The 21,554-nt window shown below is 58.7% G+C and carries 21 protein-coding genes and 1 riboswitch; of the genes, 10 read left to right on the top strand and 11 right to left on the bottom strand.

What is annotated here, in order from left to right:
* Position 1 precedes the first annotated feature (1 nt).
* The 5 genes from pyrR to gshB all read right to left on the bottom strand — a co-directional run bounded on the left by pyrR (position 2) and on the right by gshB (position 3,615).
* Entirely contained in the window at positions 2-508 is a 507-nt protein-coding gene (gene pyrR, locus ACZRMH_RS00950) for a bifunctional pyr operon transcriptional regulator/uracil phosphoribosyltransferase PyrR (RefSeq protein WP_464011749.1), read from the bottom strand.
* 83 nt (positions 509-591) lie between these two features.
* Entirely contained in the window at positions 592-1,032 is a 441-nt protein-coding gene (gene ruvX / locus ACZRMH_RS00945; RefSeq protein ID WP_464011748.1) for a Holliday junction resolvase RuvX, read from the bottom strand.
* Positions 1,032-1,604, bottom strand: coding sequence for a YqgE/AlgH family protein (locus ACZRMH_RS00940; RefSeq protein ID WP_464011747.1), 573 nt, complete (start codon positions 1,602-1,604; stop codon positions 1,032-1,034). The genes ruvX and ACZRMH_RS00940 overlap by 1 nt, the downstream gene beginning before the upstream one ends.
* An 82-nt stretch (positions 1,605-1,686) precedes the next feature.
* Positions 1,687-2,586: an energy transducer TonB gene (locus tag ACZRMH_RS00935; protein ID WP_464011746.1), complete on the bottom strand. Its 900-nt coding sequence runs from the start codon at positions 2,584-2,586 to the stop codon at positions 1,687-1,689.
* A 75-nt stretch (positions 2,587-2,661) separates the two neighbouring features.
* Positions 2,662-3,615 (bottom strand): glutathione synthase, encoded by a 954-nt coding sequence (gene gshB / locus ACZRMH_RS00930; protein ID WP_464011745.1) that lies wholly within the window; start codon positions 3,613-3,615, stop codon positions 2,662-2,664.
* A gap of 235 nt (positions 3,616-3,850) precedes the next feature.
* Between gshB and pilG the strand changes: the two genes are divergently transcribed.
* The 8 genes from pilG (at position 3,851) to ACZRMH_RS00890 (ending at position 14,752) form a co-directional block, all read left to right on the top strand.
* Positions 3,851-4,258: a twitching motility response regulator PilG gene (pilG, locus tag ACZRMH_RS00925; protein ID WP_464011744.1), complete on the top strand. Its 408-nt coding sequence runs from the start codon at positions 3,851-3,853 to the stop codon at positions 4,256-4,258.
* 42 nt (positions 4,259-4,300) lie between these two features.
* Positions 4,301-4,678 (top strand): twitching motility response regulator PilH, encoded by a 378-nt coding sequence (gene pilH / locus ACZRMH_RS00920; RefSeq protein ID WP_464011743.1) that lies wholly within the window; start codon positions 4,301-4,303, stop codon positions 4,676-4,678.
* 10 nt (positions 4,679-4,688) lie between these two features.
* Positions 4,689-5,228, top strand: coding sequence for a chemotaxis protein CheW (locus ACZRMH_RS00915; RefSeq protein WP_464011742.1), 540 nt, complete (start codon positions 4,689-4,691; stop codon positions 5,226-5,228).
* Between the two features lie 41 nt (positions 5,229-5,269).
* Positions 5,270-7,327 (top strand): methyl-accepting chemotaxis protein, encoded by a 2,058-nt coding sequence (locus ACZRMH_RS00910; RefSeq protein WP_464011741.1) that lies wholly within the window; start codon positions 5,270-5,272, stop codon positions 7,325-7,327.
* 27 nt (positions 7,328-7,354) lie between these two features.
* Positions 7,355-13,213 carry an Hpt domain-containing protein gene (locus ACZRMH_RS00905; protein ID WP_464011740.1) on the top strand — a complete coding sequence of 1,953 codons (5,859 nt, stop codon included), beginning with the start codon at positions 7,355-7,357 and terminating at the stop codon, positions 13,211-13,213.
* Positions 13,206-13,658: a chemotaxis protein CheW gene (locus tag ACZRMH_RS00900; protein WP_464011739.1), complete on the top strand. Its 453-nt coding sequence runs from the start codon at positions 13,206-13,208 to the stop codon at positions 13,656-13,658. Before ACZRMH_RS00905 ends, ACZRMH_RS00900 begins: the two co-directional genes overlap by 8 nt.
* A 73-nt stretch (positions 13,659-13,731) precedes the next feature.
* Positions 13,732-14,331 carry a nucleotidyltransferase domain-containing protein gene (locus ACZRMH_RS00895; protein WP_464011738.1) on the top strand — a complete coding sequence of 200 codons (600 nt, stop codon included), beginning with the start codon at positions 13,732-13,734 and terminating at the stop codon, positions 14,329-14,331.
* Positions 14,318-14,752, top strand: a complete 435-nt coding sequence (locus ACZRMH_RS00890; RefSeq protein ID WP_464011737.1) for a hypothetical protein — start codon at positions 14,318-14,320, stop codon at positions 14,750-14,752. The genes ACZRMH_RS00895 and ACZRMH_RS00890 overlap by 14 nt, the downstream gene beginning before the upstream one ends.
* Positions 14,753-14,789: 37 nt before the next feature.
* Here the strand turns inward: ACZRMH_RS00890 and ACZRMH_RS00885 are convergent, their stop codons facing one another.
* The 4 genes from ACZRMH_RS00885 to ACZRMH_RS00870 all read right to left on the bottom strand — a co-directional run bounded on the left by ACZRMH_RS00885 (position 14,790) and on the right by ACZRMH_RS00870 (position 17,205).
* Positions 14,790-15,104, bottom strand: coding sequence for a DUF6124 family protein (locus tag ACZRMH_RS00885; protein ID WP_464011736.1), 315 nt, complete (start codon positions 15,102-15,104; stop codon positions 14,790-14,792).
* 340 nt (positions 15,105-15,444) lie between these two features.
* The gene (locus ACZRMH_RS00880) at positions 15,445-15,987 is read right to left on the bottom strand and encodes a chromate transporter (protein ID WP_464011735.1); all 543 of its coding nucleotides are present in this window, start codon (positions 15,985-15,987) and stop codon (positions 15,445-15,447) included.
* Between the two features lie 9 nt (positions 15,988-15,996).
* Positions 15,997-16,542 carry a chromate transporter gene (locus ACZRMH_RS00875; protein ID WP_464011734.1) on the bottom strand — a complete coding sequence of 182 codons (546 nt, stop codon included), beginning with the start codon at positions 16,540-16,542 and terminating at the stop codon, positions 15,997-15,999.
* 348 nt (positions 16,543-16,890) lie between these two features.
* Positions 16,891-17,205: a DUF6124 family protein gene (locus ACZRMH_RS00870; protein WP_464011733.1), complete on the bottom strand. Its 315-nt coding sequence runs from the start codon at positions 17,203-17,205 to the stop codon at positions 16,891-16,893.
* Positions 17,206-17,743: 538 nt separating this feature from the next.
* On the opposite strand from ACZRMH_RS00870, the gene trhA reads away from it, so the two are divergent.
* Positions 17,744-18,361, top strand: coding sequence for a PAQR family membrane homeostasis protein TrhA (gene trhA / locus ACZRMH_RS00865; protein ID WP_086795678.1), 618 nt, complete (start codon positions 17,744-17,746; stop codon positions 18,359-18,361).
* 9 nt (positions 18,362-18,370) lie between these two features.
* Here the strand turns inward: trhA and ACZRMH_RS00860 are convergent, their stop codons facing one another.
* The gene (locus ACZRMH_RS00860; protein WP_464011732.1) at positions 18,371-19,219 is read right to left on the bottom strand and encodes a formate/nitrite transporter family protein; all 849 of its coding nucleotides are present in this window, start codon (positions 19,217-19,219) and stop codon (positions 18,371-18,373) included.
* Positions 19,220-19,413: 194 nt separating this feature from the next.
* Positions 19,414-19,815: an acyl-CoA thioesterase gene (locus tag ACZRMH_RS00855; RefSeq protein WP_464011731.1), complete on the bottom strand. Its 402-nt coding sequence runs from the start codon at positions 19,813-19,815 to the stop codon at positions 19,414-19,416.
* Positions 19,816-19,998: 183 nt separating this feature from the next.
* Positions 19,999-20,105, top strand: a riboswitch (S-adenosyl-L-homocysteine riboswitch).
* A gap of 22 nt (positions 20,106-20,127) precedes the next feature.
* On the opposite strand from ACZRMH_RS00855, the gene ahcY reads away from it, so the two are divergent.
* Positions 20,128-21,537: an adenosylhomocysteinase gene (gene ahcY / locus ACZRMH_RS00850; RefSeq protein WP_464011730.1), complete on the top strand. Its 1,410-nt coding sequence runs from the start codon at positions 20,128-20,130 to the stop codon at positions 21,535-21,537.
* Positions 21,538-21,554: the final 17 nt, after the last annotated feature.

Raw genomic sequence — 21,554 nt, 5'->3', positions numbered from 1 at the left:
CTTAGAGGGCTAGGTCTTGAAGTTCGAGTGTCAGTGGCGCGGGGCCGGACAATTTTACCCGCTCGCTCGGTTTGAGTGACAAGGTCGCGCCCACCACATTCGGGCGGATCGGCAGTTCAGCCGCATCCAGGTCCAGCAGACTGACCAGGGTTACGCTGGCCGGACGACCATAGTCGAACAACTCGTTCAGCGCTGCGCGAATAGTCCGACCGCTCATCAGTACGTCATCGATCAGCACCAGATGCTGGCCTTCGATTTCGAATGGCAGCTCGGAAGGGCGCACTTGCGGGTGCAGGCCGTTCTGGCTGAAGTCATCGCGGTAGAACGACACGTCCAGCGTGCCCAGCGGTGCGTCGCTGCCCAGCGCCTTGAGCAGCGCCTGGGCAACCCAGATGCCGCCGGTGCGGATACCGATGTAACGCGGCTCGGTGATGCCGCGACGGGCCAGATGGGCCTTGAGATCAAGGGCCATCTGGGAGATCAGTTCAGCGGGAACAGGCAGGATCATGGTGGCTCCTTAAAAGGCCCGCGCAGCAGAACGTGCAGCGGCGGGCGCAAACAATGAGGCGGGTCAATGGTACAAGCGCCGGGTCAGTCTTGAGATTGCGCCGGGTTTTCGTCGAGCCAGCCTTGCAGCACCAGTTTGGCGGCGATGGCATCAACGGGGTTGTCGCGGTAGCTGCCGCGCTGGCCGCCCTGGGCCCGGCGTTCGCCTTTGGCCTCGAAGGTGGTCAGGCGTTCATCATGGGTAAAAACCGGCAAATTGAAGCGGCCATTGAGGCGATTTGCAAATTTTTGCGCACGGGCACAGAAGTCGCTCGGGGTGCCGTCCATGTTCAAGGGCATGCCGACCACCATCGCGTCGGGCTGCCATTCCTTGATCAGCTTTTCGATCTCTTCCCATTTGGGAATGCCGTTTTCGGCTTTCAGGTTGCACAGCTCACGGGCCTGGCCGGTAATCATCTGGCCAACGGCAACGCCGATGGAGCGGGTGCCGTAGTCAAAGCCCAGCAGTAAACGAAGGCTGGCCATCAGGAATGGCCTGCTTGGGTGCTTAACAAATTGAGGTTCACTCCGAGGTGCTTGGCGGCCGCGTCGAGGCGCAGCTCGCTTGGGGTATCAAACAGGATATGAGCAGAGTACGGGCAGGTCAGCCAGGCGTTGTCGATCAGTTCGGCCTCCAGCTGGCCAGGCTCCCACCCGGCATAGCCCAGGCAGATCAGGCTGCGATTGGGGCCGCGGCCATCGGCAATACTGAACAGCGCATCGGCGGTGGTGCTCAAGGCCAGCCCGTCCTCAAGTTCGACCGTGGCGTCAAAGTTCATGCTGGCTGGATGCAGGACAAAGCCCCGGTCGATCATGACGGGGCCGCCGCCGAAGATCGGTACGTGCTGGCACAGGGGTGAAGAAGGTTTTTCCGGGCGCAACTGCTCAAGAATATCCGCCAGGCTCAGCTCCAGCGGACGGTTGATCATCAGCCCCATGGCGCCATTGGCCGTGTGCTCGACGATGTAGGTCAAGGAATGGGCAAAGTTCGGGTCGGCCATATGCGGCATGGCGATCAGGAAGTGATGCTTGAGGTAAGTCGGCGCGTGCTTTTTCATGAGTCTTAGTGTGGCGCTGGCAACGTGAACTGACAAGTTTGATGCTTAAGATTACATGGTCCCACAGGGGGGGCGCTGTGAATCAGTTACTCGAAAGCCGGTCGCCCTCGGCGAATCGCCAGGTGCGGATGATTTCAAGCCGGTCGATATCTGCCAGATCGCCAGTAAACGGCGCAAAAGGCGCAGCCAGGCGCACGATGCGCTGGGCGGCCTGGTCCAGCAGCGGCTGGCCCGAGGACTCAAGCACCAGCACTTCATGCAGCGAGCCGTCGCGGTTGATCGACACCAGCAGGCGCAGCTTGCCGTAGATCTTTTCGCGGCGGGCCTGTTCGGGGTAGTTGAGGTTGCCGATGCGCTCGATTTTCTTGCGCCAGTCCTCTTTGTACCACGCGCCCTTGTCGCGCATGGTCGAGGCCGCACTCATGCGGTAGATCTTCGGACGTTTGGCATACAGCTGCTGCTCGTTGGCCAGTTCGGCTTCGAGGCTGGAGATCTCGCTGGACAGCTGGGAGCTGTCGAACGTTGGAATGCTGGCCTTGGGCGCCGCTTCGGTTTTGACTTTCTGCGGCTGGCTAGGGGCTTTTTTCGGCGCGGGCGCCACGCTGGTCACGGCAGCCTTGGGTGCGGTCTGGGTCTGCTCTGGCTTGGCGGCAGGCGGCGGAGTGACCTTTTTGACGCTGTTGTCCTGGAAAGGGGCAATTTCCGTGGTCTTGGGTACGGCTTTCTTGTCCAGCGTGCCGCTGCCCTGCTGGTTTTCCTGGGCCAGAAAGTCGGCTTTATCCGGGGCTTTTTCGCTTTTGAACGTGGAGAGGGTGATCTCCAGGGTTTTGCTGATCTGTTTGGGCGCTTCCATGCTGAACCCCACGCCGACGATCACTGCGATATGCAGCAGCGCCGCGACAAACAGGGTAAATCCGAGGCGATCGGCTGCGCTCACGCCTTTATGGCTGAGTTCGGGGGGCAGGTCGCTGGGGAGTGTCATGACAAAAAGACCAACATCGCGGGTTTCACAGGTGCGCATGATAGCGCAATGTTGGTCTGTTACAGGGCTTGCAGATCAGCGCGCAGCGAGCTTGCGCTCAATGGCGTCCATCAACAGGGCGCCGATATTGGTGCCGAATGCATTGTCGATCTCGCGGATGCAGGTCGGGCTGGTAACGTTGATTTCGGTCAGATGCTCACCGATAACGTCCAGGCCGACAAACAGCAGGCCTTTTTCACGCAGCGTCGGGCCGACCTGAGCGGCAATCCAGCGGTCCTTTTCGCTCAACGGGCGGGCTTCGCCACGACCGCCTGCTGCGAGGTTGCCACGGGTCTCGCCTTGCGCCGGAATACGCGCCAGGCAGTAGTCCACCGGCTCGCCGTCGATCATCAGAATGCGCTTGTCACCGTCCTTGATTGCCGGCAAATAGCCCTGAGCCATGATCTGCTGGGTGCCGTTGGCAGTCAGGGTTTCGAGGATCACCGAGAGGTTCGGGTCGCCCACGCGGTGACGGAAAATCGACGTGCCGCCCATGCCGTCCAGCGGCTTGAGGATAACGTCGCCGTGCAGGGCGGCGAATTCGCGCAACACGTCGCTGCGCCGGCTGACCACGGTCGGCGGCGTGCACTGGGTAAATTGCGTGGCGAACAGCTTTTCGTTGCAGTCGCGCAGGCTCTGCGGCTTGTTGACGATCAGTACGCCATCACGCTCGGCCTGTTCCAGCAGGTAGGTGGAATACACAAACTCCATGTCGAAGGGCGGGTCCTTGCGCATCAAGATCACGTCCAGATCGCTCAGGGCAGTATCGGTCTCGGCGTCCAGCTCAAACCATTTTTCCGGGTTGGCGAACACCTTGAGCGGCTTCATACGTGCCCGCGCCTTGCCTTCATTCAGGTAAAGGTCCTGCTGTTCCATATAGAACAGGGTCCAACCGCGATCCTGGGCGGCCAGCAACATGGCCAGCGAGCTGTCCTTTTTATAGGAGATGCCCGCAATGGGGTCCATGACAATCCCGACTCGAACGCTCATGGCAAATTCCTTAAATAAATAGTGGTCGCAAAGGCTTTGAAAAGTGGCGCCAGAGTGGCGCTGAGTGTGGCCTCGGTCAAGGAAAAACCACTGCTTGGACCCTTCGATAGATTGAAGGTCGTGACTGTGCTAAAAAGACTCGCACAGTGCTTACAACCCTTGTCCATCAAGGAGTTGGGGTTTTAAGCCGCACAGTTGTTACAAAATGGGTCGCCGTGGCGATGGTAGAGCACATATGCAAAAGCATTCCAGCGCCTTGAAGGTGATGGTGATCGACGATTCGAAAACCATTCGCCGCACCGCCGAAACGCTGCTGAAAAACGTCGGCTGCGAGGTTATTACCGCCATCGACGGTTTTGATGCGCTGGCCAAGATTGTTGATCATCATCCGCACATTATCTTTGTCGACATCATGATGCCGCGTCTGGATGGCTATCAGACCTGCGCACTGATCAAGAGCAACCGGGCGTTCAAGTCGATCCCGGTGATCATGCTGTCGTCCAAGGACGGCTTGTTCGACAAGGCCAAGGGGCGGATTGTGGGTTCTGATCAATTTTTGACCAAGCCCTTCAGTCGCGACGAATTGCTGAGCGCGATCAAGGCTCATGTGCCAGCCTTCAATATTGTACCCAGTGCCCAATGATGCCCGGCCAGCCGGCCAACCACCTGATTAATGGGGAACACCATGGCTCGCATTCTGATCGTCGATGATTCGCCGACTGAAATGTACAAATTGTCCGGCATGCTCGAAAAGCACGGCCATGAAGTGCTCAAGGCAGAAAACGGCGCCGATGGCGTTGCCCTGGCACGTCAGGAAAAACCCGATGTGGTGTTGATGGATATCGTGATGCCGGGCCTGAACGGCTTTCAGGCTACGCGCCAGCTTACGAAAGATCCGGAAACCAGCTACATCCCGGTTATTGTTGTGACTACTAAAGATCAGGAAACCGACATGGTTTGGGCTCAGCGCCAAGGCGCCAAGGGCTACCTGACCAAGCCGGTGGATGAAGAGCAACTGATCTTGAAGGTGAAAAAAGTCCTGGAAGAAAACCCTCCAAAATGACGGCCACCTTATGTCTGGTGCACTGACTGCCTTTGAACTGCTGCTTGAGATCGACCAGCGTTGTCGCTCGCTGGCAGCGGGCCTGGTGCCTGCGCAAGCGCAGCTCGACACTTGGAGCGGTATCGGTTTTCGCATCGGCGAGCATTGTTTTGTGGCGCCGATGGGCGAAATTGCCGAAATCCTCCATGAGCCGCGCTTCACCCTGTTGCCCGGTGTAAAGCCCTGGGTCAAGGGTGTGGCCAATTTGCGCGGGCAACTGCTGCCGATCATGGATCTGTGCGGTTTTTTCGGGATCGAACTGTCACCTTTGCGCAAGCAGCGCCGGGTGCTGGTGCTGGAATACAAAGATGTGTTTGTCGGCTTGCAGGTCGATGAAGTGCAAGGCATGCAGCACTTTGCCCATGCCGACCTCAATACCGATATCCAAACCTTGCCCCTCCCGGTGTTTACCCCTTTTGTGCAAGGGCACTTTACAGCTGAGCACCCCTGGTGGGTTTTCAGCCCGTTTGCCCTGGCCCAGGCGCCACAGTTCTGGGCGGTGGCCGTGTGAACAGGCTTTCAGCTTTAAAACGGGATCTCAGGACCTGATTGATGACCACAGCCAATACCGCTAAACCAATGGAAGGGTCGCGCAGTCGTTCGCAGATCATCGTGCTTTTTATCGCCCTGATCGTGTTCATCATGCTGTTGTTCGCCAACTTTGCTTACCTCAACACTCAATCCAACTACGACAAGCAGTACATCAGCCACGCGGGCGAGTTGCGGGTGTTGTCCCAGCGTATCGCCAAAAACGCTACTGAAGCCGCCGCTGGTAAAGCTGCGGCGTTCAAGTTGCTGATCGATGCGCGCAACGATTTCAGCCAGCGCTGGGGCTATCTGAAAAAAGGTGACCCGGCCACTGGCCTGCCGCCTGCCCCTGCAGCCGTGCACAAGGAAATGCAGGCGGTGCAGCGTGACTGGGAACTGCTGCTCAATAACGCCAACGCCATTCTGGCCAGCGAGCAAACCGTGCTGTCGTTGCATCAGGTGGCCGCGACACTGGCCGAGACCGTGCCGCAGTTGCAGGTCGAATACGAAAAAGTCGTCGAAATCCTTTTGCAGCGCGGCGCCCCTGCCAGTCAGGTAGCGTTGGCCCAGCGCCAGTCGTTATTGGCCGAACGTATTCTGGGGGCGGTCAATACTGTGCTGGCTGGCGACGAAAATGCCGCCCAGGCCGCCGGTGCTTTCGGGCGTGATGCCAATCGCTTCGGGCTGGTGCTCAACGGCATGCTCGAAGGCAATGAGGGGATGAGAATCACCCAGGTTGAAGACAAGGATGCCCGCGCCCGCTTGCAGGAGATTTCCGAGCTGTTCCAGTTTGTGTCCGGCTCGGTGGATGAAATCCTCGAAACCTCGCCGCAGCTGTTCCATGTACGTGAAGCCGCGAACAATATTTTCAGCCTGTCGCAAACCCTGCTGGACGAAGCCTCGACCCTGGCCAACGGCTTTGAAAACCTCGCCAGCGGGCGTTCGCTCGACATTATTGGTGGTTATGTTCTGGGCTTGCTGGCACTCGCATCAATCATCCTGATCGGCCTGGTGATGGTGCGCGAAACCAATCGCCAATTGCGCGAAACCGCCGAAAAGAACGAGCGCAACCAGAACGCGATCATGCGCTTGCTCGACGAGATTGCCGATCTGGCCGATGGCGACCTGACCGTGACCGCCTCGGTTACCGAAGACTTCACCGGTGCTATTGCCGATTCGATCAATTACTCCATCGACCAATTGCGCGAGCTGGTGGCCACCATCAACCTGACGGCTGGGCAAGTAGCGGCGGCGGTGCAGGAAACCCAGGCCACCGCCATGCAACTGGCCGAAGCCTCCGAGCATCAGGCCCAGCAGATTGCCGAGGCCTCCGGGGCGATCCAGGAAATGGCTCATTCCATCGACGAAGTGTCGGCCAACGCTTCCGAGTCTTCGGCGGTGGCCGAGCGCTCCGTGGCGATTGCCAACAAGGGCAATGAAGTGGTGCACAACACCATTCACGGCATGGACAATATTCGCGACCAGATCCAGGACACCGCCAAACGGATCAAGCGATTGGGTGAGTCTTCCCAGGAAATCGGCGACATTGTCAGCCTGATTGATGATATTGCCGATCAGACCAATATTCTGGCGCTCAACGCAGCCATTCAGGCTTCGATGGCCGGGGATGCCGGACGCGGGTTTGCCGTGGTGGCCGACGAAGTTCAGCGCCTGGCCGAGCGCTCATCGGCGGCGACGCGACAAATCGAGACGCTGGTGCGGGCCATTCAGGCTGACACCAACGAAGCAGTGATTTCCATGGAGCAAACCACCAGCGAAGTGGTGCGTGGTGCCCGCCTGGCCCATGACGCCGGGGTCGCGCTGGAGGAGATCGAAGGGGTGTCGCAAAATCTGGCGGATCTGATTCAAAGCATCTCCAACGCCGCACAAAAGCAGACCACCTCGGCGGCGCAGATTTCCCTGACCATGAACGTCATTCAGCAAATCACCAACCAGACCTCATCCGGCTCCACCGCAACTGCCGAGAGCATCGGTAACCTGGCCAAAATGGCCAGCCAGTTGCGACGTTCGGTGTCCGGCTTCACCCTGCCTGCTGCGCCCCAAGACCCCGAGCCACAGTGATGCGCTGCAATTTTGACTGGAGTCGTTATGGTTGACCGGCACGACTATGTGGCCCTTGAGTGGGTCAAAGGCGAAATTGCCCACACCCTGAAGCAGGCCCGGGTGGCGCTGGACACCTACGCCCAGCAACCGGCAGTGGATGCACTGGAGCAATGCCTGGCCTGCATCCATGAGGTGCATGGCAGTCTGCTGATGGTCGAGTTCTACGGCGCGGCCTTGTTGGCGGAAGAGATGGAGCAACTGGTGATTGCCTTGCAAGAAGGCCGTGTCAGCCAGCTCGATGAAGCCTTGCGCATGTTGCAGCAAGCCTTCAGCCAATTGCCGCTGTACCTGGACCGCGTTCACAGCGCCCGGCGCGACTGGCCGTTGGTGGTGCTGCCATTGCTCAACGATTTGCGCAGCGCCCGTGGCGAAGCCCTGCTCTCGGAAACCAGCCTGTTCAGCCCGCCGTTGCAGGTATTGCCGGCCCTGGACGCAGACGCACTGGCCCGTTTGCAGCCCTCTGATTTGCCGCGTGAATTGCGTGCTTTGCGCCATAGCCTGCAGGCCGCTTTCCTGGGCTTGCGTCGTGGCGAAGCGGTGCAGGCCAATCTGGAAATAATGGCGGGGGTGTTCGCCAACCTTCAAAGCCTGTGTCTGGGCTCGCCGCTCAATGCCTTGTGGAAAATCGCCGCTGCGCTGGTTGACGGCATGCTTAAAGGCCGAGTGCCCAACAGCCCGGCCTTGCGTAGTCTGCTAAAAAAATCCGACAAGGAACTCAAGCGTCTGCTGGAGCAGGGTATAGAAGCCATCAACCAGCCCGCACCCGAAGAACTGCTCACCAGCCTGCTGTTTTACATTGCAAAGGCTGAACACCCAACGACGAAAATGCTCGCGTTGAAAAACCACTACGAGCTGGATCAGGCCATGCCCGATGCAGCGATGGTCGATGAAGAGCGGGCGCGGCTGGCCGGCCCCGATCGCGATGCCATGCGTTCGGTGGTGGCGGCGTTGTGCGAAGAGCTGGTACGGGTCAAGGAGCGTCTCGACCTGTTTGTGCGCAGCGACCGCTTGCATGTTTCCGAGCTGAGCAGCCTGATGGCGCCGTTGCGCCAGATCGCTGACACCCTGGCCGTGCTGGGGTTTGGCCAGCCACGTAAAGTCATTATCGATCAACTGGCTGTGGTGCAGAGCCTGGCCCAGGGGCAGCGTGAACCGACGGATGCAGTGTTGATGGATGTTGCCTCGGCCCTGCTGTATGTCGAAGCCACTCTGGCGGGCATGGTCGGCAGCGTCGAGCCTTCGCAGCGCGAAGAGAGCCGCTTGCCTACCACTGACCTGATGCAGATTCACCAACTGGTGATCAAGGAAGCACGCATCGGTCTTGAAGAAACCAAAGACCTGATTGGCGATTATCTGGCGGCCGACCACGACCGCCAGCACCTGCAGCCCGTGCCCGCATTGTTGACGCAAATCCGTGGCGCATTGGCGATGATCCCCCTGAACCGCGCTGCCAGCTTGCTGCAAGCCTGCAATGAATATGTGCACGAGCGCTTGCTGCAAGGCCCTGATCAGCCCACAGGCGAGCAACTTGATCACTTGGCGGATGCCTTGATCAGCATCGAATATTACCTGGAACGCCTGGCCCAGGACCCCGGTGCATCGAGCGAGCGAGTACTGGACCGCGCCGAGGGTAGCCTGGCCGAGCTGGGTTACTCTCCGGCCCAGAACCCCGTGCCGTTGCCCGCTGACATGCCCGGCCCCCAGGATCTGCAAGCACAAAGTCTGGCCGAGGTGTTGGCTATCCCGCTGTCGGCGCTCAACCCGCCTGCGCAACATATGCCAGCCAGTTTGCTGCCGCCCCCGGTGGACGAAGCGCCGCTGGACGAAGAACTGCTGGAAGTCTTTCTCGAAGAGACTGACGAAGTTCTGATCACCCTGCACGACTGTTTGCCGCAGTGGGTCGCCAACCCGGCGGACAGTGCTGCGCTGGCTGAGTTGCGGCGCGGTTTCCACACCCTCAAGGGCAGCGGGCGCATGGTACGTGCGCTGGTGCTGGCCGAGCTGGCGTGGGCGGTCGAGAACCTGCTCAACCGGGTGATTGAGCGCAGCGTGGCGCCGTCTGCGGAAATTTTCCAACTGCTCGAAGATGTACTGGTCATGCTGCCCGAACTGATTCAGGCGTTTGCCGAGCAAAGCCAGCGCCAGCGCGAAGACGTCGATCAACTGGCAGCACGCGCACAGCGCCTGGCCAAAGGCGAGCCACAACCGCTGTTGATCGCTCAGGACGACAGCAGTTTCGACCCGCAGTTGCTGGATATCTTCCGTCAGGAAGCACAAACCCACCTGGAGCGTCTTGATCGCTTTCTGGAGCAGGCCCGGGTGCAGATGCCACTGCATGCCAGTGACGATTTGCAACTGGCCATGCACACCCTCAAAGGGAGTGCGCATATGGCGGGAGTGGTGCGCATGGCTGAGCTGGCCGCACCGCTGGACCATCTGGTGCGTGAATACAAGGCCCACAATCTTGCATTGGGGGCGGATGAAATCGACCTGCTGCTGGAGGCTGACGGCCTTCTGCATCGCGGCCTCAAGCAACTGGATAGCGACCCGCTGGCCGAAATCCATGGTGCCCGTTCCCTGATCGAGCGCACCGAGCAACTGATTGCCAGCCGCCTGGATACCTTGCTCAATGGTCCTGCCAGCAACTGGGTGGCCAAGCGTGATCCGCAGCGTACTGCCGAGTTTCTGGCCGAGAGCATGGATATGCTGCTCGATGCCGAAGAACTGCTTAAAACCTGGCACCAGAACCCCCACGAGCGCGATGGCCTGGACACCCTGCTGGACCAACTGACCACCCTTGGCGAGTCGGCCCACCTGCTCGATTTACAGCCCATTGATGCCCTGTGCGAAGCCTTGCTCGACCTCTATGGCGCCGTAGAAGAAAGTAGCCTGGCGCCCAGTGAGCGGTTTTTCGAGGTGGCAGATGACGCCCATGAAGCCCTGATCAGCATGCTCGACCAGTTGGCGGCGGGGCAGGAAATCACCCCTCAGCCGCAGTTGGTGCAGACCCTGCATGCGCTGTTGCACGAAGGGCTGGCGCCTGACGCTACGGGGCTGATTCGCCGCGATGGCGGGCAGGCCACCGAACTGGGTGCCGCCACCGACCAGCTGGGCGCGGGGCAGGACGAGGAGTTCGACGAAGAGATCGTCGAAATCTTCCTCGAAGAGGCCGTGGATATCCTCGAAAGTGCCGGGCTGGCCCTGCAGCGTTGGCTCGGCGCTCCCGACAGCCTGGCTTCGCTGTCCTCCTTGCAGCGCGATTTGCACACCCTCAAGGGCGGTGCGCGCATGGCCGGAATTGAACCCATAGCCGAGCTGGCTCATGAGCTTGAACATTTGTATGAAGGCCTGTTGGACCGCCGCTTGAGCGACAGCCCGGCATTGGCTCGCCTGCTGGAGCGCAGCCACGAGCAACTGGCGCTGATGCTTGAAAAACTGCTGCATCAGCAGCCGTTGAGCGAGCCCTATGACCTGATCGAGGCCATTCGCGGCTTTCGTCTTTATAGTGCCCCCTTGCCTGGGCCTGCAGGCGTTGTTGCAGAAGCGACGCCGAGTAATGAAGACCCGCAATTACAGGAAATTTTCCTCGACGAAGCCTTCGATATCCTCGAAAGCTCGGGCGCGGCCCTGACGCGCTGGCAAGCCGACCCGCAGAACCATCTTGAAGTGGAAAACCTGCTGCGCGACCTGCACACCCTCAAAGGTGGCGCGCGCATGGTGGAGGTTGCCGCTATTGGCGACTTTGCCCATGAACTCGAAACCCTGTTCGAGGATATTTCGGTGGGCTCCCTTGCCCCGGACACCGAGCTGTTTGTGTTGCTGCAACGTTGCCATGACCAGCTTGCTCAGATGTTCGATGCACTGCGCAGTGGTCAGCCGCTGCCTTCGCCCCGGGCGCTGATCGAACAGATTCGCCAGATCGAGCGCCACACCGGGCAGGAACCACCCGCACCGGTGAAGCCCGAACCTGCCGTGGCGCCACTGCCCGAAGGTGAGCGCACCGGGCTGGACACCCTCAAGGTCCCGGCCGAGCTGCTGGAGGACTTGGTCAACCTGGCAGGCGAAGCCTCGACCATTCGCGGGCGTGTAGAACAGCAAGTCAATGACGGGCAAGTGGCGCTCAACGAAATGCAGACCACCCTTGAGCGCATGCAGGACCAGCTGCGTCGCCTCGACAGCGAAACCCAGGGGCGCCTGCACAGCCGTGGGCACACCGAAGCCGATGGCGTGGCCTACGACGAATTCGACCCGCTGGAAATGGACCGTCACTCCCTTCTGCAGCAACTGTCCCGTGCTCTTTTCGAATCGGCCTCGGACCTGCTCGACCTCAAGGCCACACTGGCGGCGCGCTGCCAGGATGCCCACGGGCTGCTGCAAAAACAGGCGCGGGTGAATACCCAGTTGCAAGAAGGTTTGATGGGCACGCGCATGGTGCCTTTCGAGCGCGTGTTGCCGCGCCTTAAACGGGTCGTACGCCAGGTGGCCACTGAACTGGGCAAGCAGGTTGAATTCAGCGTAATCAACGCCGAGGCCGAGATCGATCGCAATGTCCTGGAACGCATGGTGGCGCCGCTGGAACACATGCTGCGTAACGCCGTCGATCACGGCCTTGAGCCGGCCGACGTGCGTCACGCCAGTGGCAAGCCGGAGCAGGGCCTGATTACTCTGGAGCTGTCCCATGAAGGCGGCGACGTGGTGTTCGACATGCATGACGATGGTGCCGGCGTACCCCTTGAAGCCGTGCGCCGCAAAGCCATTCTGCGCGGCCTGCTGGACCCCGAAGCGACGATCAGTGATCGCGAAGTGCTGCAGTTTATCCTGCAGCCGGGGTTCTCCACCGCCGAAAAAATCACCCAGATCTCCGGGCGCGGTGTCGGCATGGACGTGGTGCACGAAGAGGTTCGTCAGTTGGGCGGCAGCATGACCATCGACTCGGTGGTCGGGCAGGGCGTGCACTTTCAGATCCGCCTGCCCTTCAGTGTCTCGCTCAATCGGGCCTTGATGGTGCAATGCGCCGACGAGCAATACGCGATTTCCCTCGATACTGTCGAAGGCATCGTGCGGGTCATGCCCAACGAACTGGAGGGCTACTATCAGCTCAACCCACCGCTGTATCACTACGGCGGGCAAACCTACGAACTGCGTTACCTGGGCGAGTTGCTGCAAACCGTGGGCAAACCCAAGCTTGTGGGCCAGAGCCATTCGGTGCCGGTGCTGCTGGTGCATTGCCAGGATCAGCGCGTGGCCTTGCAGGTTGACGCACTGGCGGGTTCGCGTGAAATCGTGGTCAAAAGCCTCGGCCCGCAATTTACCGGGGTGCAGGGGCTTTCGGGCGCGACCATTCTGGGTGATGGCCGGGTGGTGCTGATCCTTGATTTACTGGCCTATATTCGCGCTCATCAGGCGCGCCAGCCGTTGCAGCGCGCGCATCACGAGGCGGTCGGCGCGCTGGAGTTCAATCCGGCCGTGCGCCCGCCGCTGGTGCTGGTGGTAGACGACTCGGTCACCGTGCGCAAAGTCACCAGCCGCCTGCTGGAACGCAATGGCATGAACGTCATCACGGCCAAAGACGGCGTGGATGCCATGAGCGTGCTTGAAGAGCACACCCCTGACCTGATGCTGCTGGACATTGAAATGCCGCGCATGGACGGCTTTGAAGTGGCCACCCGGGTGCGCAACGACCCGCGCCTCAAAGACCTGCCGATTATCATGATCACCTCGCGCACCGGGCAAAAACACCAGAACCGGGCGATGGCCATTGGCGTCAACGACTACCTGGGCAAACCGTACCAAGAGTCGGTGTTGCTGGAGCGCATCGCCTACTGGAGCAACTTTCATGCTTGAACATCGTGTGGGTAGCCTGACCTGCTTGCTATTGCCGTTGGCGGACCGTTACCTGCTGTTGCCCAACGTGGCGATTGCCGAACTGATTGGCTGGCAGCACGGTGATCCGAGCAGTGACTCCCCGCCCTGGCACCTGCGCCAGATCACCTGGCGTGACCGTGAGTTGCCCTTGATCAGCTTTGAAGCGGCCTGTGGCAGCCCGGTGGTCATAGGCGAGCGGGCGCGCATCGTGGTGCTCAACACTTTGGGTGGCGACCCTCGACTCAAGTTTATCGCCATGGTGGTGCAAGGCATTCCGCGCTCGTATCGTCTCGACAGCCAGCTGAGCTTTGTTGACGTGCCGCTTAGCCCGCTGGAGCGTGCGGCGGTGCAGGTGGGCGATCACGTGGCAAAGATCCCGGACTTGCTGGCGCTGGAGCGACTGGTGCTGGGCGAGAAGGATTGACGGCCAACCTGCTTGATAAGTCCTTGAAAGGGACCTATCGTTCCCTTTTTGGGACTTTATGGTGGGATCGATCATGCTGTCGCTTAGCGAAGCGCTATTCACTACGACACAGCAAAAAGTACTGGGTTTGCTGTTCAGCAAGCCTGACCAGAGTTTCTACGTGAATGAAATTGCCCGCTGGGCTCAGGTAGGAAAAGGCAGCCTGACACGCGAATTAAGTCGTCTTGAGCAGTCAGGCATTCTGACAATGACTCGTAGGGGCAATCAGGCTCACTATCAGGCCAACCCACAATGTCCGATCTATCACGAACTGCTGGGTATCGTGCGCAAAACTGCGGGGCTCTCTGATCCGCTGCGTCTGGCCCTGGAACCCTTCGTTGCGCAGTTGCAATGGGCATTTGTGTACGGTTCCATTGCCAAGGATCAGGCCCATGCGGGCAGCGATATTGACCTGATGCTGATCGGTGAAAACCTGCACTACAGTGATGTGATGGAACACCTGATGCCGCTTGAAGAATCGCTGGGCCGCACCATCAATCCAACGCTCTATACCCCTCAGGACTGGGCCGCCAAAATGGCAGTAGGGAACAGTTTTGTGTTGAGAGTTGCGCAACAGGAAAAAATCACGCTGACGGGTCAAGATCCAATGGAGTCCAGGGATGGAGAAAAATGAAAGTCTCGAAAATCTGGTACGTACGGGAGGTCTGAAAGTTGAACCGCCAGACCGTAAAGAGTGCGAAGGCCTTATGCGTTCTGCAGTTGCCCGTCTGAAAGATGCGGGCAGCACACAGCTGTCATTTGCCAGCCGTTTTGATCTTGCCTACAACGCCGCCCATGCCATAGCACTGACGGCTTTGCGATTGTGTGGCTATCGATCGGATCGTCGCTATCTGGTTTTCCAGAGTCTGATTCACACCTCGGGTGCAGGCAAAGTACAGGTGCGTCTTTTTGCCTTGTGCCATGAGCGACGCAATCTCGCTGAATACGAGGGTTATATGGATGAGGATGAAGCATTGCTGGCCAGCTTGCTGAGTAATACTGAGCAATTATGTGAGCAAATCGAGATGTTGCGAGTGAAGGTGTTTGCCTGCTAATGAGGCGCGCCTGCTGTCAGCCAGGCGCGTGTTTGTTTCAGCGGGCCGTGAGGCTGTTCAAGGCTTGGTCGACCTTTGTTCTGGTCATGTCCACCAGATACAGCACCGATAAAACTCGATCACGTTGCGTACCGTCCAGGTGGCTGCTTGCTTCAACCGCCGAGACGCTGGCGCAGCGCAACAGGCTTGATGCCTGAACCAAAGCGTCCTCTATATCGACGCCGGGTGCCGGTTTATCGCGCAGGTAGTGGCCCAGAGCACGCGCAACGGCTGCGCGGTCTTTGAACAGGTCGTCAACGGGCGCTGAATCAAACGTCATTTCTTGCGGTGGATCAGGGGTGATCTTGAGCATGGCTACGATCTCCTTACGTCTATGGGACCGACACACTCGCGACTAAACGAGGGGTGGCGGCTGAACGCAGGTTAGTCGACCGGGACGTAAGGAATCCGGCGCACCCGAAGATGCCCTGCGCACAGCCACCATAAAATTCAGGCTCGAAAGCGCCTGTTTAAGAGGGCGTTGCACTTCATTACGTCATCCGAGCGACCAAACCCGATCACCGATATTCGGCGATGGGGCGAGACTAGGCGCGTTGATTGTCAGGCGCAATGCACTCGGGATTGTCTCGGAAAGTTCATGCAAGGGAAAGGGATCAGTCCTATTTTTGATCGTCGACGTGCAGCTTCTGCGATCAAAACCAATTCATGTCAAAACCTGCGCTCAACAACCCCAAACCCACACCTGACAATATCAACCAGATGGCGTTGAGTTTGCTGAAACACACAATCAGGGCGCTGAGCACCAGCAACAGGAGACTTAAGCGGCTTTGCTCCAGGCTGCTGATCAAAATGTAGCTTGCGGCCAGGATCAGCCCGATGGACACCGGCATAAGGGCGCGCTTGGTCAGTTGCACCCAGGGTGTGGCGCTATGTTTTTCAAGCCAGCCGGCGCCGAACCATGTCAGCGCAGAGCATGGCAGCAACTTGGCGGCCAGGGTAACCAGTGCGCCGGGTATGCCAGCAACGTGTTGGCCGATAAATATCAGAAACATCCCGTTCGGGCCCGGCAATGCCTGGGAGAGGGCAAAGAAGGCAACGAACTGCGTATCGCTGACCCAGCGCATATCAGTCACGGCATAGCGATGGATATCGCCCAGTGCGACGGTATTGCCGCCAATGGCCATCAACGACCACAAGCCGCATTGGAGCATCAGGTGCAGCAGTACATTTTGCATGGCCGCACCTCAGGCTTTACGGTCTACAAAGCGCAGTGCGATTGAACCGCTGATACTGATCAACAGTACGCACCATAAGGGAACTGCGATTAGGCCCATCAGCACGAAGGTGAGTACAAACACGCTGTAGTTGGTCATGTTGCGAGGCATGGCGGCCAGCAGACGTAGCGCAGTCCCCAGCATCAGGCCCGTGGCAATGGGCATGATGGCGCCGAACACTTGTTGCACTACGGCATGCTGCCACCAGGTGGCGTAGGCGAACCCCGCGAAGAGGGTGATGATTGAAGGGAACAGATACAGTCCGACAACTGCCAAGCATGCGCCCGACAGGCCGTGCTGTTTGCGCGCATAGATAATTGCCACATTGCACACGTTAGGCCCAGGGAAGAACTGACCGACTGCCAGCAGCTCATTGAATGCCTGCTCACTGACCCAGCCCCGTCGATCAACCATCATCTGCCGCGCCCACGGCAGAACACCGCCAAAGCCAAAAAGCCCTACCAGCGCGAAGTTGTAGAAGAGTTGCCATCGTGTGGGCGTGGTGCTCTTGAGCATCGTTAGTAGCTCCTTGTGCCTATGGAGACTGAACGCAGATGTATGCCAATTGAGCGAGGCTAGGCTCACTAACCGTGAGCGGCAACATGCTCCGGATTGCCTCGGAAAATTCACTCTGCAAAATGGGATTGGTCCCATGAGATTGAGCTATTCAGCCATTCGTAGGCGTTGAGACAAAACTTGTAGACGCTGACGAGGAACGAGGCTGCGATGGGCAGCGAAGCGGCCCCGGTTTTTGAAGGTCCTGCGGCCCTTATCGCAGCCTCGCTGCGCTCCTCAGCGGCTACAAGAGGGATTGTTCTGCGATATACGCAAACGCGCCTGCTGTCAGCCAGGCGCGTGTTTGTTTCAGCGGGCCGTGAGGCTGTTCAAGGCTTGGTCGACCTTTGTTCTGGTCATGTCCACCAGATACAGCACCGATAAAACTCGATCACGTTGCGTACCGTCCAGGTGGCTGCTTGCTTCAACCGCCGAGACGCTGGCGCAGCGCAACAGGCTTGATGCCTGAACCAAAGCGTCCTCTATATCGACGCCGGGTGCCGGTTTATCGCGCAGGTAGTGGCCCAGAGCACGCGCAACGGCTGCGCGGTCTTTGAGCGGGTCGTCAGCGGGCGCTGAATCAAACGTCATTTCTTGCGGTGGATCAGGGGTGATCTTGAGCATGGCTGAAAACTCCTAACGTAGTTGGAGGCTGCCAGATTCGCTGCTAAACGATGGGTGGCAGCCGAGCGCAGGTTAGCAGGCCGGTACGTTAGGAACCCGGCGCACCCGAGGGTGCCCTGCGCACGGCCACCATAAAAATCAGGCCAATAAAACGCCTGTTCTGAAGGAGCGATGTGCACCTAACGTTATCCGGGCTGCTAAACCCGATCACCAATATTTGGCGATGGGGCGAGACTAGGCGCGTTGATTGTCAGGCGCAATGCACTCGGGATTGTCTCGGAAAGTTCATGCAAGGGAAAGGGATCAGTCGTATGCAGACTTTATGTGCAACACAAAATTAATGTGGGAGCGGGCTTGCTCGCGATGCAGGCGACGCGGTGTATCTGTCACACCACTGCGATCCAATCGCGAGCAAGCCCGCTCCCACAAGAGCACCTCGATTCGACGATCGCCGCATTGCCCTTTAACTTCGCAACCCTGACCCTTATCTAGTACCGAGGTGACACAGTCGCACTATCAGTCTTTGAGGATGTTGCACATGTATCACGGTGAGAAGTTAAACGCCTGGACCCATCTGGTGGGGGCAGTGGCGGCAGCTGTGGGCAGTATCTGGTTGCTGGTAATGGCATGCCTTGACGGCAGCCCGCAGAAGATTGTCAGTGTGGCCATCTATGGCGTCACGCTGGTGCTGCTCTACAGCGTATCGACCGTGTACCACAGCGTGCGCGGGCGCTCGAAGGTGATCATGCAGAAGTTTGATCATCTGTCGATTTACCTGCTGATCGCCGGCAGTTACACGCCGTTTTGTCTGGTCACGCTGCACGGGCCCTGGGGTTGGTCGCTGTTCGGGATTGTCTGGGGCATGGCGGTGATCGGCATGCTGCAGGAGATAAAACCACGCTCCGAAGCACGCATTCTGTCTATCGTGATTTACGCCGTAATGGGCTGGATTGTGCTGGTAGCGGTCAAGCCGTTACTGGCGGCGCTGGGCACCGCCGGCTTTATCTGGCTGGCCACGGGCGGGGTGATGTACACCGTGGGGATCATCTTTTTTGCTCTGGATCACCGTCTGCGCCATGCACACGGCATCTGGCACCTGTTTGTGATTGCCGGCAGCCTGCTGCACTTCGTGGCCATCGCCCATTACGTGATCTGACCCGGGCAGTTAGGCCTCTGGCTTGGGCTTTTTGGTGTCGCTGCGAATCTGCGCGTGGCTGATCAGGGCAAAGATAAAACTGCCACCGATGATGTTGCCGGCCAGGGTCGGGCCGGCAAATATCAGCCAGAAGTCTTTCCATGCCAGCTCACCGGCAAATACCAGATACGACACTTCGGCCGTACCGACCACGATATGGGTGAAGTCGCCCAGCGCCATCAGGTAGGTGATCAGGATGATGATCCACATCTTGGCGCTTTCCATGGACGGGATCATCCACACCATTGTCGCGATCATCCAGCCCGAGATGATGCCCTTGGCAAACATCTGGCTGGTATCGTTTTCCATGACCTTGCGGCCTATTTCCAGAAAAGCCTTGTCGGTTTGCGTGTCGAAAATCGGCAGGTGCAACATCACATAGGCCACCAGCAAGGTGCCCATCAGATTGCCCACCAGCACCACGGCCCACAATCGGAACAAACGCCCGAAATTGCCCAATGTGGGCTTGCTCATGATCGGCAGTACGGCGGTGAGGGTATTTTCGGTGAACAACTGCTGGCGCGAGAGGATAACGGCCAGAAAGCCTGCGCAATAGCCGAAGCTGGCGATGACCTTGAAGGCCTCGTCGCTGGGCAGGCGTGAGTTGAGCAAACCCATGGCCATCAGCGACAGGCCCATGGTCAGCCCGGCGGCCAGGGCCGACCAGAATAAAGCGGCGATGCTGCGCTCCAGCTCCTGATCACCCTGCTGACGAATGATCTCGTGCAGCACGGCGGCGCGCGGCGGCTGGTTTTTGCTGATGTCGTGCTTTTCGTCAGCCGTCAGGTTGGGGGTCTTGCCGGAGTTTTGCGTGGCCATGAGCTTTATCACCGTAGCGAGGGTAAAGATACGACACGCTGGGTGTGAAGCTGTTCACTCATTGACCTGTAGTCGGTTTGCATTGAGTGGGAGCGGGCTTGCTCGCGATGGTATCGCCTCGATTTACCTGACAGGTCGAGTCGTCTGCATCGCGAGCAAGCCCGCTCCCACAACAGTATTCCAGTTGTTGAGGGTCAGACCTGCTCGTCATCCTGGAACTGGTCTTTGACGTATTTAATCTCGGTACGTCCGTGCGGTGCCGGCAGGCCGTCCTCGCCCAGGTTGACGAATACCATCTTGTCCACGGTCAGGATGCTTTTGCGGGTGATCTTGTTGCGCACTTCGCAGGTCAGGGTGATTGAGGTGCGACCGAACTCGGTGGCGGTGATGCCCAGTTCGATAATGTCGCCCTGGCGCGAGGCGCTGACAAAATTGATTTCGGAGATATATTTGGTCACCACGCGCTGGTTGCCCAACTGGACGATGGCGTAAATCGCGGCCTCCTCATCGATCCAGCGCAGCAGGCTGCCGCCGAACAGGGTGCCGTTGGGGTTTAGGTCTTCGGGTTTAACCCATTTGCGGGTGTGGAAATTCATATTCGCTCCTGACCGTCTTGCCTTAGATGCCGACCATGATGTCAGACCACGGCCCATAGCTCTATTAGGCTTGGACTATGGTCTCGATAAGCGCAAAGAAAAAGCCTTGGGATCACTTGCCCGGATGGCTATAATGCCCGTCGCTTCAAAACGGTCATATTTACCCAGTACCGTTCCCGCCACCTGTCCGAGGGGCGCTGCAGCAGGTTCAACCTGTCAGGCTCGGATGGGGCGTTGTTTGTTCAGGGCTCCCTGTTCAGGCATTAAACGCACAACGGCGCCCATTCGCGATTAAACGAATGGAGGCTCTTGATGAGCGCTGTAAACACGCCTGCAGGTTTTACCGACTATAAAGTCGCTGATATGTCCCTTGCCCAATGGGGCCGTCGCGAAACCTTTATCGCCGAGTCCGAAATGCCGGCCCTGATGGGTCTGCGCCGCCGTTATGCCGCAGAACAACCGCTCAAGGGCGCGAAGATTCTGGGCTGCATCCACATGACCATTCAGACCGCCGTGCTGATCGAAACCCTGGTTGCCCTGGGTGCCGAAGTACGTTGGTCGTCGTGCAACATCTTCTCGACTCAGGATCAGGCTGCTGCCGCGATCGCTGCTGCCGGTATCGCGGTTTTCGCCTGGAAAGGCGAGACTGAAGAAGAGTACGAGTGGTGCCTTGAGCAAACCATCCTCAAAGATGGCGAGCCTTGGGATGCCAACATGATCCTCGACGACGGCGGCGACCTGACCGAGCTGCTGCACAAGAAATACCCGGCCATGCTGAAAAAGATCCACGGCGTGACTGAAGAAACCACCACCGGTGTTCACCGCCTGTTGGACATGCTGGCCAAAGGCGAGCTGATGATCCCTGCGATCAACGTCAACGACTCGGTGACCAAAAGCAAAAACGACAACAAGTACGGCTGCCGTCACAGCCTGAACGATGCCATCAAGCGTGGTACTGACCACTTGCTGTCCGGCAAGCAAGCGCTGGTGATCGGCTACGGTGACGTGGGCAAGGGTTCGGCCCAGTCCCTGCGTCAGGAAGGCATGATCGTTAAAGTGTCGGAAGTTGACCCGATCTGCGCCATGCAAGCGTGCATGGACGGCTTTGAAGTGGTTTCGCCGTTTATCAACGGCCAGAACGACGGCACTGCTGCCAGCATCGACGCTGCACTGCTGGGCAAGATCGACCTGATCGTGACCACCACCGGTAACGTCAACGTGTGCGACAAGAACATGCTGGCTGCGCTGAAAAAACGCGCTGTAGTGTGCAACATCGGTCACTTCGACAACGAAATCGACACTGCTTTCATGCGCAAGAACTGGGCATGGGAAGAAGTGAAGCCACAGGTTCACAAGGTTCACCGTACTGGCCTGGGCGAATTCGACCCACAGAACGATGACTACCTGATCCTGCTGGCCGAAGGCCGTCTGGTTAACCTGGGCAATGCCACTGGCCACCCAAGCCGCATCATGGATGGCTCGTTCGCCAACCAGGTTCTGGCTCAGATCTTCCTGTTCGCCCAGAAATACGCTGACCTGCCAGCCGCGCAGCAAGCCGAACGTCTGACCGTAGAAGTGCTGCCGAAGAAGCTGGACGAAGAAGTGGCGCTGGAAATGGTTCGTGGTTTCGGTGGCGTTGTAACGCAACTGACCCAGCAACAGGCTGACTACATCGGCGTAACCGTCGAAGGCCCGTTCAAGCCAGACGCTTACCGCTACTGATTAAAGAAAGGCGGTCA

It is taken from the genome of Pseudomonas sp. B414 (genome assembly GCF_055408445.1).
Note: the sequence above shows the minus strand (reverse complement) of the source record. Positions and strands in the feature narration are given on the sequence as shown.

Bases quoted from the DNA above. Each gene is read 5' to 3' on its own strand.
- pyrR (WP_464011749.1), bottom strand. From the start codon at position 508: ATGATCCTGCCTGTTCCCGCTGAACTGATCTCCCAGATGGCCCTTGAT.
- ruvX (WP_464011748.1), bottom strand. From the start codon at position 1,032: ATGGCCAGCCTTCGTTTACTGCTGGGCTTTGACTACGGCACCCGCTCC.
- ACZRMH_RS00940 (WP_464011747.1), bottom strand. From the start codon at position 1,604: ATGAAAAAGCACGCGCCGACTTACCTCAAGCATCACTTCCTGATCGCC.
- ACZRMH_RS00935 (WP_464011746.1), bottom strand. From the start codon at position 2,586: ATGACACTCCCCAGCGACCTGCCCCCCGAACTCAGCCATAAAGGCGTG.
- gshB (WP_464011745.1), bottom strand. From the start codon at position 3,615: ATGAGCGTTCGAGTCGGGATTGTCATGGACCCCATTGCGGGCATCTCC.
- pilG (WP_464011744.1), top strand. From the start codon at position 3,851: ATGCAAAAGCATTCCAGCGCCTTGAAGGTGATGGTGATCGACGATTCG.
- pilH (WP_464011743.1), top strand. From the start codon at position 4,301: ATGGCTCGCATTCTGATCGTCGATGATTCGCCGACTGAAATGTACAAA.
- ACZRMH_RS00915 (WP_464011742.1), top strand. From the start codon at position 4,689: ATGTCTGGTGCACTGACTGCCTTTGAACTGCTGCTTGAGATCGACCAG.
- ACZRMH_RS00910 (WP_464011741.1), top strand. From the start codon at position 5,270: ATGACCACAGCCAATACCGCTAAACCAATGGAAGGGTCGCGCAGTCGT.
- ACZRMH_RS00905 (WP_464011740.1), top strand. From the start codon at position 7,355: ATGGTTGACCGGCACGACTATGTGGCCCTTGAGTGGGTCAAAGGCGAA.
- ACZRMH_RS00900 (WP_464011739.1), top strand. From the start codon at position 13,206: ATGCTTGAACATCGTGTGGGTAGCCTGACCTGCTTGCTATTGCCGTTG.
- ACZRMH_RS00895 (WP_464011738.1), top strand. From the start codon at position 13,732: ATGCTGTCGCTTAGCGAAGCGCTATTCACTACGACACAGCAAAAAGTA.
- ACZRMH_RS00890 (WP_464011737.1), top strand. From the start codon at position 14,318: ATGGAGAAAAATGAAAGTCTCGAAAATCTGGTACGTACGGGAGGTCTG.
- ACZRMH_RS00885 (WP_464011736.1), bottom strand. From the start codon at position 15,104: ATGCTCAAGATCACCCCTGATCCACCGCAAGAAATGACGTTTGATTCA.
- ACZRMH_RS00880 (WP_464011735.1), bottom strand. From the start codon at position 15,987: ATGCAAAATGTACTGCTGCACCTGATGCTCCAATGCGGCTTGTGGTCG.
- ACZRMH_RS00875 (WP_464011734.1), bottom strand. From the start codon at position 16,542: ATGCTCAAGAGCACCACGCCCACACGATGGCAACTCTTCTACAACTTC.
- ACZRMH_RS00870 (WP_464011733.1), bottom strand. From the start codon at position 17,205: ATGCTCAAGATCACCCCTGATCCACCGCAAGAAATGACGTTTGATTCA.
- trhA (WP_086795678.1), top strand. From the start codon at position 17,744: ATGTATCACGGTGAGAAGTTAAACGCCTGGACCCATCTGGTGGGGGCA.
- ACZRMH_RS00860 (WP_464011732.1), bottom strand. From the start codon at position 19,219: ATGGCCACGCAAAACTCCGGCAAGACCCCCAACCTGACGGCTGACGAA.
- ACZRMH_RS00855 (WP_464011731.1), bottom strand. From the start codon at position 19,815: ATGAATTTCCACACCCGCAAATGGGTTAAACCCGAAGACCTAAACCCC.
- ahcY (WP_464011730.1), top strand. From the start codon at position 20,128: ATGAGCGCTGTAAACACGCCTGCAGGTTTTACCGACTATAAAGTCGCT.